Here is a 12,863-nt window from a genome sequence, read left to right as displayed (position 1 = left end):
ACTGTAACAAATCCAAAACCGATTGGTCTTTTAAATACGAAAAATCAATTCTTATGAAAAAACTAATCATGGCAGTGCTATTTGTAGCTGCAGGTGCAACGTATGCACAAGACGATACCAAAGACGTTGGCGATTTTACCGAAGTAAAAGTTTTTGATCGCATGCGCGTCAATCTTATTAAAGATTCTGAAAACAAAGTTTATTTAAAAGGTAAAGACACTGATTATATAGAACTTGTTAATAAAGACGGCGTTTTAAAAATACGTATGGATCTGGATAAGATCTTTGATGGTAACGAGACTTTTGTTGAAGTTCATTATAACAACCTAAGAGTTATTGACGGTAATGAAGGCGCCGAAATTGTGGTAAACGAATTGCTTAAACAACCTAAAATTGAGATTAGAGTACAAGAAGGCGCTCAAGTCACTGCAGGTCTAAAGGTAGAAAATGCCGAAATGCGTGCTGTAACCGGTGGAATTATTACCGCAAGCGGAAGCGCTGTAAATCAAAATGTAGAAGTAAATACAGGTGGAGTTTTTGAAGGAAAATCTCTAGAAACTACTGATACCACGATACGCATTCAGGCGGGGGGAGAAGCAGATATTTTTGCCCGAAGAACTGCCGAAGTTAAGATCAGAGCTGGTGGTGACGTAGACGTTTACGGAAATCCCACAGAGCTCATCAAAGATAAATTTATAGGGGGTCGCGTACGTGTGATGAAGTAGTTTAGTTCAATTTGGTTACTTTTGTAATCTAATCGTCGGTTAATAACCGGGGGTAGAATCTTAATAAAATACTTCATAGTGCTATTTCTAGAAGATCTAGTTTACTAATAAGTAAAAAGACTTCCTACTTCTAAATGCTACAAGACATTTCAACAGCAATACCACTGGGTTTTCTACTTGCCTTTCTTGTAGGACCTGTGTTTTTTGTACTATTAGAAACAGCTGCTCTAAAGGGTTTTAGAGCAGCTGTTCTATTTGATATAGGTGTCGTTACTGCAGATACCTTATTTATTTTTATAGCGTACTTTAGTACTAATCAGCTACTTGATAAACTTAAAGACGATCCTGCACTTTATATTTTTGGTGGGATGTTACTAGCAGTTTATGGGATTATGTCATTCTTAAGGGTTAAAAAGAACAAACTTGATGATGATGAGCACCCTACTGTTGTGATGAGTAAACGCAACTATTTTGGGCTTTTTGTAAAAGGTTTTTTACTCAACTTTATTAACATTGGAGTACTAGGGTTTTGGTTGGTAATTCTTATTTCAGCCGGGCCACAGTTAGATATGAATTCAGAGCGATTAACGGTATTCTTTGGTACCATTTTGCTCACTTATCTAATCATTGATATTATTAAAATTCTACTTGCTAAAAAATTACGCAGCAAACTAACGCCAACACGTATTGCTATAATTAAGCAAATTATAAGCGTGTTGATGTTCTTATTCGGTTTGTTATTGATCTCAAAAGGTTTATTTCCTTCAAAAATTCATCAGATTGAAAAGCGTATTGAGGAAATTGCGCCAGAGAATGAGTTTATCGAAGGAGATACGATTCCGTTTTAGAATTCTTTGAAAAATCAAGTCATAAAAAAAGACCCTTCAATTGAAGAGTCTTTGTTGAGGTGTCGAGCGGATTCGAACCGCTGTAGATGGTGTTGCAGACCACTGCCTAGCCACTCGGCCACGACACCCTTTTTAATTAGGACTGCAAATTTAAGGTTTTTCTTTAGATATAAAAGCTATTAACGTTTTTTAGTCATTGAAACGCCTACCGAAGCAACATCACCACCAATCGGCGGATTGATTTTACGCACAGTAACTTTAGCTTTGGTAATTGTTGAAATCTCTGATAAAGAACGATTTAAAATACGATCGCATACGTGCTCTAAGAGCTTAGAACGATGCGCCATTTCTTCTTTAATAATTTTATTGAGATGTACATAATCTACGGTATCGCTCAAGTTATCAGATTGAGCCGGTATGGATAGGTCTGTATTTATTTTTAGATCTACGAGATAATCAGAGCCTATCTGACCTTCTTCTACCAGACAGCCGTGGTATGCATATACTTTTACGCGATTGAGTTTTATAACGCCCATTACAACTTCATTTTATAGGGTAAAGATATTATTTATAAAGCAGAGCAGGAACTTGATTATCGAGGTTTAAATAGGTTGTTAATCACGTTTCAGCACACGTATTTTTAGTATTTTTGGCAACTTATAGGGTATATTATTTAAACAATAGTGTACTGCAGTTTAAGCTCGATAGACGAGTAATTCTATTTTTCAGCATTTATTAAGCTATGGCAGAAGATTATGTAGCTCTTAATTTTTTAGAGCAAATAGTAGAAGAAGATATTACAAACGGATTTCCCCAAGAAGATTTACGCTTTAGATTTCCACCGGAACCTAATGGTTATTTACACATTGGGCATTGCAAGGCTATTTGCATCAGTTTTGGACTGGGGGAGAAGTACAACGCTCCGGTAAACTTAAGATTTGATGATACTAATCCTTCTAAGGAAGAGCAGGAATATGTAGATGCGATTCAGGAAGATATAAAATGGTTAGGCTTCAAGTGGGATAAAGTTTGTTATTCTTCAGACTATTTTCAGCAGTTATACGATTGGGCGATTCAGCTTATAAAAGATGGCAAAGCGTATATTGATTCACAGTCTAGTGAAGCCATGGCTGAGCAAAAAGGAACCCCTACAGAACCCGGAACTAACAGTCCGTACCGGGAGCGTTCCGTAGAAGAAAATTTAGAGCTGTTTGAGAAAATGGCAAAAGGTGAATTTGCCGAAGGTGTACACGTTCTACGGGCCAAAATAGATATGCAATCGCCTAATATGTTATTGCGTGATCCTATAATGTATCGCGTTATTAACAAAGCGCACCACCGTACAGGTAATACCTGGAATATTTATCCAATGTATGACTGGGCACACGGAGAGAGCGATTATGTAGAGCAAGTTTCACACAGTTTGTGTTCGCTTGAATTTAAGCCGCACAGACCGCTTTATGAGTGGTTTGTGGATAATGTGTATACAAACGGTATCAAACCAAAACAACGCGAATTTGCGCGCTTAAACCTAAGCTATACGATTATGAGCAAGCGTAAGTTGCTTAAGCTCGTGCAAGAAGGTATTGTAAGCGGTTGGGATGATCCTAGAATGCCTACCATTTCGGGGATCAGAAGACGTGGGTATACGCCGGCTGCGATACGTAATTTTATAGATGCTGTAGGAGTTGCAAAACGCGACAATGTGATTGATGTTTCGCTTTTGGAATTCAATGTACGTGAAGATCTTAATAAAACAGCGCCACGTGTAATGGCCGTTTTGGATCCGGTAAAATTGGTAATCACCAACTATCCTGAAGATCAGGAAGAATGGCTAGAAGCTGAAAATAATCAGGAAGATGAAAATGCAGGCTATAGAAAAGTGCCTTTTTCCAAAGAATTATACATCGAGAAGGATGATTTTAAAGAAAATGCAAACAGCAAATACTTCAGACTTACTTTAGGTAAGGAAGTGCGTTTAAAGAATGCGTATATCATCAAAGGAGAATCTGTAGTTAAGGATGCTAACGGAAACATTACTGAAATTCACTGTACATACGATGCCGATTCTCGAAGTGGAAGCGGTACCGAAGCAAGTCTGCGTAAAGTAAAAGGAACCTTGCATTGGGTTTCAATTAAGCACGCTATTAAAGCTGAGGTGCGTTTGTATGATCGTCTGTTCAATCACGAGTCTCCCGATGGTGATAAAGAGGTTGATTTTATGGAGCATCTTAATCCTAATTCTTTAGAAACTATTACCGGATATTTAGAGCCAAGTCTTAGCGAGGTAGAGCCGATGGATATTTTTCAGTTTCAGCGCTTAGGCTATTTTAATGTTGATAAAGATAGTACTCCAGAACATTTAGTCTTCAATAAAACTGTGGGATTACGCGATACTTGGGCAAAGGTTGAATCAAAATCAACAAAAAAAGAGCAGCCTAAAGCGGCACCAAAAAAGCAAATTCCACAAATCCCTGCGTTAAACGAAATCAAAAAAGTAGGGAAGAAGCTGGCGCAAATTCCAGATGAAAAGCGGGTAAAAGCGATTGCGAGAATTCGCGAACTAGCTAAAGATGTGCATTATGAAGAACTTAAAGAGTTGTTTAATACTTCAGCTAAGAAGATAGGTACCCGTCTAGCGGTTTTAGAAACCTTGATTGTTTTAATTCAGTTGAATAAAGTTGACCAAAAGAATGAAGAAGTGGCAGCTTATCTTGAAGAAATGAAAACCTCAGGAAATGAACTCTTAGAAAATTCGGTTAACAACCTATAATATTATCTAAGCATAGTTATAGAAAAAGGGCCCTCGTGGCCCTTTTTTAGCATACCTTTAAGGTTAATAGTCAATTTATTAACCGGTTATTAACGGAGATTAGATTTTAACATTATTACTTTTGAGCATAACAAAAAACAATCACCATGTCAAAAACAAGTAATACCATTTTAGCATTAGTAACGGGAGCAGCAATTGGAGCAGGACTTGGCTTATTATATGCACCGGAAAGCGGCGATAAAACAAGAAAGAAAATTTCTAAAAATGCCAAAGAAGCTAAAAAGAAATTAGAAAAGCAGATTCAGGAAACTTCAGATCATTTATCTGCATCAGCAAAAGAGGCTAAAAAATCTTTTGACGCTAAGCTTGAAGATACTTTAAAGACTGCGAGCTCAAAGGCAGATAACATTTTAGTTTCTATGGAAAAGAAGCTTGAAGAATTAAGAAAGAAAAATGCTAAAGCGACTACAGAAGTAGTTGAGGAAGTAAAAGATATTGATGTACCAACTGCAAAAGCATAAGGGTGCATGTCTATATTTAATCTTTCAGAACATATTAGTAAAGTATCAGACGATGCTAAAAAGTATCTAAACAGTAGTCTAGAATACTACAAATTAGATAGTTTTAAAAAGATGATGGATGGTGCTGTATCCTTAGTAAATCTAATGGTTAGCGGCAGCATCTTTTTAATTTTTATACTTTTTATCTCGGTTGGAGTTGCTATAGTAATTGGAGAATCACTGGGTAGTTTGAGCTATGGTTATTTTATCGTAGCAGGTATTTATCTTGTGATTTATGTGCTGTATAAATTATTTGGTAAACCATTTATTACTGAAATTGTACTCAGAAAATATTCTAAAGTATTTTTCAATGAATCTTCTCAAGAAGATGTGTTAGATGAAGAATTTAAACACTTACAAGAATAGTTATGAAAGTATACAAATCATTTGATCAGATAGAACAAGATCTTAGAATATTAAAGTTGCAACAGCAGATTGATGAAGAGCAACTTAAACTAAGTATAAATGATACTAAAGCAGCATTTTCTCCGGTAAGTTTAGTTGCGGGATCAGTAGGAGCAATCGTTCAAAAAACCATCGTTCTTAAAGCTGTGAACAAGATTTTAGGTATTAAAAAAGTCAAGGTTAAAAATATAGACGACAACAAATAAATTGTTATAGAAAAAGAAAAATAAAAAAAACCGGAGTTTGTGCTCCGGTTTTTTTATTGTCCGTATCAAGGTTTAGAACACCTTGAATTTGCTTTTCAGTCTACAAAGTAGAAAGATCGTCGTCTGCATCAAAGTCATCATCATAACCTGATTCTTGTTTTGGCTTGTCTTTTTTCTTAGGTGTCTTTAAACCCAATTGTTCGTTACGTTTTTTCATCTCTTCACCTATTTGATTTGAAGCCACAAAACTTGCGATCATATTATTCAACATATCGCTACCTGCTTGTGGAGAATTAGGTAATAGAATTAAATTACTATTAGTTTCTTCACCTATAGATTGTAAGGTGTCGTAATGCTGAGTAACCACGATTAGGGCAGAAGCTTCTTGAGAATTAATTCCCACATTATTTAAAACCTCTACAGACTCCTCTAGACCGCGTGCAATCTCTCTACGCTGGTCTGCTATACCTTGACCCTGTAAACGCTTACTTTCGGCCTCTGCGCGTGCCTTAGCAACGATTTTAATACGTTCTGCTTCGGCTTCGTACTCTGCAGCTACTTTTTCACGTTCTGAAGCGTTAATACGGTTCATTGCAATTTTTACCTGCTGATCAGGATCAATATCGGTAACGAGAGTTTTGATGATATCATAACCATAATCGGTCATCGATTGATTCAATTCGCTTTTAACAGCAATTGCAATATCATCTTTACGCTCAAAAACGTCATCCAGTTTCATCTTAGGAACTTCAGAACGTACTACATCAAAGACATAAGAAGTGATCTGGTTTTGCGGATCTTCTAATTTGTAAAATGCGTCATACACATTAGATTTCACCACCTGAAACTGTACCGAAATCTTTAAACGAACAAAAACATCATCTTTAGTTTTGGTTTCGACGATCACATCTAACTGCTGAATACGCAAGTTTACACGACCGGCAACCTTATCAATTAATGGAATTTTTATCTGAATTCCTGAATTTCTAACACTGGTAAATTTACCGAAGCGTTCAATAATTGCGGCAGTCTGTTGCTTTACAATAAATACTGCTGAGATTAGGATAATGATCCCAAAAAACAGCAAAATCGGAAGGAAGTAAGTCATATTTTAAGTTTTAATTATTTGAAAAGTATACGGGTACTGACTATTAAAAATACAATACATTTGTCGCCCATTTTAAAAATTCGTAACACTTTGAAGCATTTTTTATTATTCCTATTGATATCAACAACGTTTGCAGCAAATGCACAGCGTAATTCTAAATATGCTTCAAACCGTATTGGCGTACAAGGGCAATACGCGCTTTTGGATCTCAACACCTCAAACTTTCATACCAATCAAGAAGCTGGATTTTTAGCCGGATTATCTAAACGTTCTGCATTTTATAACAACTTCGATTTGATCTTTGGTGTAGATTTTATGCAAACTTCACTAAGTCTAAATGCTAGTGGTGCCGCTTCTGAAATTGAAAAAGTAAAGTATACGTGGAGTGGGGCGCAGGTAAAAATGTTATTGAGTTACCTGATTGCAGGGGATCATTTTAGCGTCGAATTTGGACCCATTTTTCAGGTTAATGGTAAAATGGAGTTAAATGATGAGAATCAACGTGCGCTGGTACTAGATGGTTACACCAGCTTACGAGCAGAAGATATTCAAGAGTGGTCGCGTGTGAATGGTTTAGTAACCTTGGGATTGAGCGCCGGATTTACACGCGTTAGATTTACAGCAAATTATCAATACGGTTTTACCAATGCGCTAAAGAGATTAAATGATGAAGGATTGACCTTAAAAGATCCTGCAGCAACAAATTTTAAAGGAAATCTGGGACTTATTACTGCAGGAATCGTGTTGTATTTATAAGGTTTCTATTGCAAAGCGAATGCGCTCTAAAGTCTTTGCTTTACCAATTGTTGAAGCAATATCAAAAACATCTGGGCCAGACATAGAGCCTACTAGGCTAAGGCGTAAAGGTTGCATTACTTTACCGAATCCTAAACCTTCATTCTGAATCCAGCCTTTTACATTAGCTGAAAGATTTTCGGCAGAAAAATCTTCGGTTTCTGATATGATTTTAGAAAGGTTGATCATGATTTCACCGGTATCATCTTTCCAGGCTTTTTTAGCTGCTTTTTCGTCGTAAGAAGTTGGTCTTTCAAAAAAGAAACTTCCTTGATCAAATAAATCAGAAACAAAAACCGCACGCTCTTTTACTAAATGAATGATCTGCTTTACATAAGCATCATCGTAATCCAAGTGTTTTTCTTTCAAAATACCTTGTAGACCAGAAACCAGAGAAGCATCAGAAGCTAGTTGCAAGTGCTGTTGTTGAAACCATTTTGTTTTTTCAGGATCAAATTTAGCACCAGATTTATGCACACGAGTCAATTCAAAATCTTGTACCAGTTCTTCAAGCGTATAAATTTCCTTTTCAGTACCAGGATTCCATCCTAAAAATGCAAGCATATTGATAACCGCTTCCGGTAAATAACCATCTTCGCGATATCCCGAAGCGATGTCGCCAGATTTAGGATCTTTCCATTCTAATGGAAATACCGGGAAGCCCATTTTATCGCCATCGCGTTTACTTAGTTTGCCTTTTCCTACAGGTTTCATAATCAGCGGTAAATGTGCAAATTGAGGTGCTTCCCAGCCAAATGCACGGTAAAGCATCACGTGTAATGCTAGCGATGGAAGCCACTCTTCTCCACGAATTACGTGCGTGATTTCCATAAGATGATCATCAACAATATTAGCTAAATGATAGGTGGGCATACCATCTGCTTTGAATAAAACCTTATCATCAAGCAAACTCGTATCTACTTCAACAGCGCCGCGAATGATGTCATCAAGTTCAAGAATTTCGCTTTGCGGCGATTTAAATCGAATTACATAATCCTCACCTGCATCAATACGTTTCTGGGTTTCTTCCGCAGAAAGGTTTAATGAATTATCTAACTTCTCGCGATTGTGCCAGTTGTAAATAAAGGTTTTACCTTCATCTTCGTGAGATTTACGATGTGCATCTAAAGCTTCGGCAGTGTCAAAAGCATAATAAGCATCACCCGAAGCAATTAATTTTTCGGCAAAAGCAAAATATTTATCCTTGCGTTCACTTTGCCGATAAGGACCAAAACCACCTTCTTTGCCCGGGCCTTCATCATAAGGTATTCCACACCAGTTTAGCGCTTCAACAATATAATCTTCGGCACCTTCAACGTATCTATTTTGATCAGTATCTTCAATTCTAAGTACAAAGGTTCCGCCGTGTTTTTTAGCAAATAAATAATTATAAAGTGCCGTTCTTACACCGCCTATGTGCAAAGGTCCGGTAGGGCTTGGTGCGAAACGCACGCGTACATTTTGATGCATAGTAAAATTTTAGGCTGCAAAGGTACTCAATATGAGAATGTGACACACATTACATTTTTGGGGTTTCAATAGCTGTTTTTAGTCAAAATCATTTTAGGCTTGTATGTTAAGCCTGTAGCAGCTATAATATATTGTTGTAGTTTTAGTTATTGAAATAACACAGGTTTAAAATCAAGGTACTTTTGCAAGAATTAGAAGCCAAATTAGAGCGTTTTATTCGTAAATATTATAAGGATGAACTCCTTAGAGGACTCTTATTTTTTGTTGCGATCGGTCTGGCTTATGTCCTTTTAGTTTTAGTGATCGAATATTTTTTCTGGTTGAGTACGTGGGGCAGGGCATTTCTATTTTGGTCATTTGTGGGCCTCGCCGGTTTGTTGCTGTTTAGATTTGTGTTGATTCCTATAGCACGGCTGTTTAAGCTTTCAAAAGGTATAGATTATACTCAAGCTTCTAGATTGATCGGAAATCATTTCCCCGAAGTTCAGGACAAATTGTTAAATACGCTACAACTACAAACAAGTGCGAGCAATTCTGATTTGGTTCAAGCCAGTATTCTGCAAAAATCCAAAGAATTAGAACCTATCCCGTTTTCACTTGCTATTGATTACAGGAAAAATCTGAAATACTTAAAATATGCGTTGATTCCAGTTTGCATCTTTTTAGGAATTAGCCTGAGTAAGGGAACTACGTTTTTTAAAGAGAGTGCAACTCGGGTGATGGATTATAAACGGGTTTATGCGCCGCCTGCACCTTTTTCTTTTGAATTACAAAATGAAAACACTTCTATCGTTGAGGGTCAAACCTTAGAAATTAGTGCAAAAGTGAACGGGCAAGAATTACCTGAGGAAGTTGAGGTTTCGCTAAATGAAGTTTCTTATTTTATGAAAAATAGGGGAGGAGGTAATTTTAGTTATACTGTAGAACAGCCTACTGAAGATCTAAATGTATATTTTGAAGGAAATGGTTTTGTTTCTGATCAGTATCAATTTGAATTGATCAATACGCCTAGAATTTCAGAATTTAAAATCGAATTGAACTATCCTAAGTATCTTAATCGTACTGATGAGATTATAGAGAATACCGGAAATATTACCATTCCTGAAGGCACGCAGGTGCGTTGGCTTTTAGCTACAGAGCAAACGAATTTAGTAGAGTGGATAAGCGATACCGTATTCCAATTTGAAAAAGAGAATCAACAGTTCAGTTTTTCAGAACGGTTCTTTAATCCAACTGCTTATAGTATCGCTACAAGTAATGCTCATCTCAAACGCTTTGAACGGCTAAATTATGAGTTGGCTGTCATTAAGGATGCTTATCCTGAAATGAATCTCGAGGTACGAAAAGACAGTCTAGATGATGCTGAAACATATTTTCAAGGAAATTTGGCTGATGATTATGGCTTATATGATCTTAACTTGATTTATTATACTGAAAATCAAATAGATAATAGTAAAAAAGTAAGTATTCCTGTGAATTCTTCTACCGTAGATCAATTTTATTACGCATTTCCGGGAAATTTAGATTTATCAGCTGGCGTAAGTTACTCTTACTATTTTGAAGTGCGTGATAATGATGTGTTACACGGGCATAAAGCAACACGTTCTGAAACATTTTCGTTTCAATCTTTAACCACAGAAGAGGCTGTTGATAAACAGCTTGAGATACAAGAAAACTCGTTGCAAGGTTTGGATAGATCTGTAAAGCAAATGCAAGAACAGGAACGCGATTTAAAAGAACTTCAAAATCTTCAGAAGGAAAAGAATGCACTTGATTTTAATGACAAACGTAGAATTCAATCCTTTCTTGAACGTCAGAAAGCGCAAGAACAAATGATGCAGAATTATTCTGAAAAATTAAAAAAGAGTATTAATGCATTAGATGAACTTTCGGAATCTAAATCGGAGAAGAATGAGTTGCTCAAAAACCGGTTAGAAAAGAATGAGGAGCAACTTAAAGAACAGGAAAAATTGGTTGAAGAATTAAATAAACTCCAGGGTTTAATGGACGATGAAGAGCTTAAGGAAAAGCTTGACGAATTATCTAAAAAATCAAAGAATTCCAGCAGATCGATGCAACAATTGCTGGAACTTACAAAGCGTTTTTTTGTACAAACCAAGGGGGAGCGTATTGGTAGAGCGCTTGATAAATTAGGCCAGGATCAAGAGGAAGAAAGTAAGAAGCAAAACCCGGAATTGAACAGGCAAAAGGAATTGTCAGAATCTTTTGAAAATTTGAAAGAAGAACTTGAAAATTTAAAGGATGAAAATAAGCAGTTAAATAAACCTATAGATATTCCCGAAGATTCAAAGACTGAAGAAGAAATCAGTCAGGAACAAAAATCGGCAGAAGAAAATTTACAGAAACAAGAAGATTCAAAAGCGCAAGAAAATGCTAAATCTAATCAGCAGAAAGCCGGTAAGAAGATGCAGCAAATGGGTCAAAAGATGATGCAGCAAATGTCTAGCGGTGGTGGTGGAGATGTCGAACAGTTGCAAGAAGATGTTGAAATGCTCAGACAGATTTTAGATAATTTGGTTATTTTCTCATTTGATCAAGAAGCGTTAAAAGACAAATTTTCAAGTATAGATAATGGCAATCCGTCGTTCTCAAAATATCTTGTTAAGCAGAATGAATTACGCGACAATTTTGAGCATATAGACGATAGTTTATTTGTTCTGTCCTTACGGAATCCTATGTTGCAAGAAGATATTAATGAGCAGTTAACGGAAATCACCTATAATTTAGATCAGAGTTTAGAGCGTTTAGCTGACAATGATATTATCAAAGGCGTTGCGAGTGAGCAATACGTTTTTGCCGGCGCCAATACCCTTGCAGATATGTTATCTGATATTTTAGATAATATGCAAGCGCAATTGTCTTTTGCGATGGGATCAGGGAGTTCCGGTATGCCCATGCCCATGCCAAGTGGCGGACAGGGTAGTGGTAAACAGTTATCTGATATTATTATGTCTCAAAAGGAACTGCAGGAGCAATTGGGAGAAGGTAAGAAGGATGGTAAATCTGGTCAAGAAGGTGAGAATGGCAAAGAAGGAAATTCTGGAAGTCAAGGGGACTCTGGCAAGCCATTTGGAGAAGGTGACGGAAATGGAGATAGTGGAGAAGGAACTTCGGAAAGCGAATTGGCTAGACAATATGAGATTTATAAGCAACAGGAAGCGATCCGCAATCAATTGGAGAATTTGTTGCAAGGTTCAGGATCCACTGAAGAGACTGAGCGTTTATTAAGAAGTATTGAAGCAGTAGAAAATGATCTATTGAATGGAAATGCTGAGACAGCGCGGAGAAGAATGAATAATGTTATTCAGCAATTCTTAAAGCTTGAAGAAGCCGAACAAGAAAAGGATAAGAATACCCAGCGTGAAGCAAATGCTAATCGTAAGGAATTTAATAATAACACGTCAAACAGCATTCCTGACGCGAAGCGTTATTTCAATGCAAAGGAGATTTTGAATCGGGATAAACTTCCGCTGCAGGAACAGTATAAGATTAAAGTTAAACAATATTTTCAGAGGCAGGATGATTGAATTTAGTAGCCAAAATGATTTTAATTTAGAAGACGAAGAGCGTGTTGAGCATTGGCTAAAAGCTGCTGCTGTGAAGGAATCTTTTGGCATAGAAAGTTTGGGTTATGTCTTTTGCTCTGATGATTTTCTGTTGGAAATCAATAAACAATTTTTAGATCACGATACACTTACAGATATTGTGACTTTTGATTATACAGAAGGGAAGATTCTCAATGGGGAAATTTATATAAGCACAGATCGCGTTGCCGATAATGCTAAGGATTTTAATGTTGGCTTTGATGTAGAATTAAGGCGTGTCATCATACACGGTTTATTGCATATGTGCGGTTACGGTGATAAGACTTACGAGGAGAAAGAAATGATGCGTGCTAAGGAGGATGAGTATCTTGTCTTATGGAATGCATAAGCTATGGTTAGGCGTTTAA

General features: G+C 36.8%; 12 protein-coding genes and 1 tRNA gene. 9 read left to right on the top strand and 4 right to left on the bottom strand.

Going from position 1 to position 12,863, the window contains the following annotated elements:
* The first annotated feature begins 53 nt into the window (after window positions 1-53).
* Both BUA96_RS04730 and BUA96_RS04725 read left to right on the top strand, forming a co-directional pair.
* Window positions 54-725, top strand: a complete 672-nt coding sequence (locus BUA96_RS04730; RefSeq protein WP_072980943.1) for a head GIN domain-containing protein — start codon at window positions 54-56, stop codon at window positions 723-725.
* Between the two features lie 134 nt (window positions 726-859).
* Window positions 860-1,573, top strand: a complete 714-nt coding sequence (locus tag BUA96_RS04725; RefSeq protein WP_072980941.1) for a LysE family translocator — start codon at window positions 860-862, stop codon at window positions 1,571-1,573.
* A gap of 57 nt (window positions 1,574-1,630) precedes the next feature.
* On the opposite strand, the gene BUA96_RS04720 is transcribed toward BUA96_RS04725, so the two are convergent.
* Together BUA96_RS04720 and folB are read right to left on the bottom strand one after the other, a co-directional pair.
* Window positions 1,631-1,701: transfer RNA gene (locus BUA96_RS04720), tRNA-Cys, on the bottom strand.
* Window positions 1,702-1,752: 51 nt separating this feature from the next.
* On the bottom strand, window positions 1,753-2,109 hold the full coding sequence (gene folB, locus BUA96_RS04715) for a dihydroneopterin aldolase (RefSeq protein WP_072980939.1): 357 nt from the start codon (window positions 2,107-2,109) through the stop codon (window positions 1,753-1,755).
* Between the two features lie 206 nt (window positions 2,110-2,315).
* Here folB and BUA96_RS04710 point away from each other — a divergent pair, with 206 nt between their 5' ends.
* The 4 genes from BUA96_RS04710 to BUA96_RS04695 all read left to right on the top strand — a co-directional run bounded on the left by BUA96_RS04710 (window position 2,316) and on the right by BUA96_RS04695 (window position 5,517).
* Window positions 2,316-4,346, top strand: coding sequence for a glutamine--tRNA ligase/YqeY domain fusion protein (locus tag BUA96_RS04710; protein ID WP_072980937.1), 2,031 nt, complete (start codon window positions 2,316-2,318; stop codon window positions 4,344-4,346).
* A gap of 146 nt (window positions 4,347-4,492) precedes the next feature.
* Window positions 4,493-4,867 (top strand): YtxH domain-containing protein, encoded by a 375-nt coding sequence (locus BUA96_RS04705; RefSeq protein ID WP_072980935.1) that lies wholly within the window; start codon window positions 4,493-4,495, stop codon window positions 4,865-4,867.
* Window positions 4,868-4,873: 6 nt separating this feature from the next.
* On the top strand, window positions 4,874-5,272 hold the full coding sequence (locus tag BUA96_RS04700; RefSeq protein ID WP_072980933.1) for a hypothetical protein: 399 nt from the start codon (window positions 4,874-4,876) through the stop codon (window positions 5,270-5,272).
* A gap of 2 nt (window positions 5,273-5,274) precedes the next feature.
* Window positions 5,275-5,517: a DUF6327 family protein gene (locus BUA96_RS04695; protein ID WP_072980931.1), complete on the top strand. Its 243-nt coding sequence runs from the start codon at window positions 5,275-5,277 to the stop codon at window positions 5,515-5,517.
* 100 nt (window positions 5,518-5,617) lie between these two features.
* On the opposite strand, the gene BUA96_RS04690 is transcribed toward BUA96_RS04695, so the two are convergent.
* On the bottom strand, window positions 5,618-6,625 hold the full coding sequence (locus BUA96_RS04690; RefSeq protein WP_072980929.1) for an SPFH domain-containing protein: 1,008 nt from the start codon (window positions 6,623-6,625) through the stop codon (window positions 5,618-5,620).
* A gap of 90 nt (window positions 6,626-6,715) precedes the next feature.
* Between BUA96_RS04690 and BUA96_RS04685 the strand changes: the two genes are divergently transcribed.
* A complete protein-coding gene (locus BUA96_RS04685; protein ID WP_128755654.1) occupies window positions 6,716-7,381 on the top strand; it encodes a hypothetical protein in 666 nt (221 codons plus the stop codon).
* Here the strand turns inward: BUA96_RS04685 and gltX are convergent.
* Window positions 7,376-8,890 (bottom strand): glutamate--tRNA ligase, encoded by a 1,515-nt coding sequence (gene gltX / locus BUA96_RS04680; RefSeq protein ID WP_072980925.1) that lies wholly within the window; start codon window positions 8,888-8,890, stop codon window positions 7,376-7,378. The two genes, BUA96_RS04685 and gltX, sit on opposite strands and share 6 nt — an antisense overlap.
* Window positions 8,891-9,072: 182 nt before the next feature.
* Between gltX and BUA96_RS04675 the strand changes: the two genes are divergently transcribed.
* Window positions 9,073-12,438, top strand: a complete 3,366-nt coding sequence (locus BUA96_RS04675; RefSeq protein ID WP_072980923.1) for a hypothetical protein — start codon at window positions 9,073-9,075, stop codon at window positions 12,436-12,438.
* Window positions 12,431-12,844: an rRNA maturation RNase YbeY gene (gene ybeY, locus BUA96_RS04670; RefSeq protein WP_072980921.1), complete on the top strand. Its 414-nt coding sequence runs from the start codon at window positions 12,431-12,433 to the stop codon at window positions 12,842-12,844. The genes BUA96_RS04675 and ybeY overlap by 8 nt, the downstream gene beginning before the upstream one ends.
* The last annotated feature ends 19 nt before the right edge of the window (window positions 12,845-12,863 follow it).

The sequence above is a fragment of the Leeuwenhoekiella palythoae genome (assembly GCF_900130045.1).
Classification (GTDB): Bacteria; Bacteroidota; Bacteroidia; order Flavobacteriales; family Flavobacteriaceae; genus Leeuwenhoekiella; species Leeuwenhoekiella palythoae.
Note: the sequence above shows the minus strand (reverse complement) of the source record. Positions and strands in the feature narration are given on the sequence as shown.

Coding starts and splice junctions, on each gene's coding strand:
- BUA96_RS04725 (WP_072980941.1), top strand. CDS start 860: ATGCTACAAGACATTTCAACAGCAATACCACTGGGTTTTCTACTTGCC.
- ybeY (WP_072980921.1), top strand. CDS start 12,431: ATGATTGAATTTAGTAGCCAAAATGATTTTAATTTAGAAGACGAAGAG.
- gltX (WP_072980925.1), bottom strand. CDS start 8,890: ATGCATCAAAATGTACGCGTGCGTTTCGCACCAAGCCCTACCGGACCT.
- BUA96_RS04705 (WP_072980935.1), top strand. CDS start 4,493: ATGTCAAAAACAAGTAATACCATTTTAGCATTAGTAACGGGAGCAGCA.
- BUA96_RS04695 (WP_072980931.1), top strand. CDS start 5,275: ATGAAAGTATACAAATCATTTGATCAGATAGAACAAGATCTTAGAATA.
- folB (WP_072980939.1), bottom strand. CDS start 2,109: ATGGGCGTTATAAAACTCAATCGCGTAAAAGTATATGCATACCACGGC.
- BUA96_RS04700 (WP_072980933.1), top strand. CDS start 4,874: ATGTCTATATTTAATCTTTCAGAACATATTAGTAAAGTATCAGACGAT.
- BUA96_RS04730 (WP_072980943.1), top strand. CDS start 54: ATGAAAAAACTAATCATGGCAGTGCTATTTGTAGCTGCAGGTGCAACG.
- BUA96_RS04710 (WP_072980937.1), top strand. CDS start 2,316: ATGGCAGAAGATTATGTAGCTCTTAATTTTTTAGAGCAAATAGTAGAA.
- BUA96_RS04690 (WP_072980929.1), bottom strand. CDS start 6,625: ATGACTTACTTCCTTCCGATTTTGCTGTTTTTTGGGATCATTATCCTA.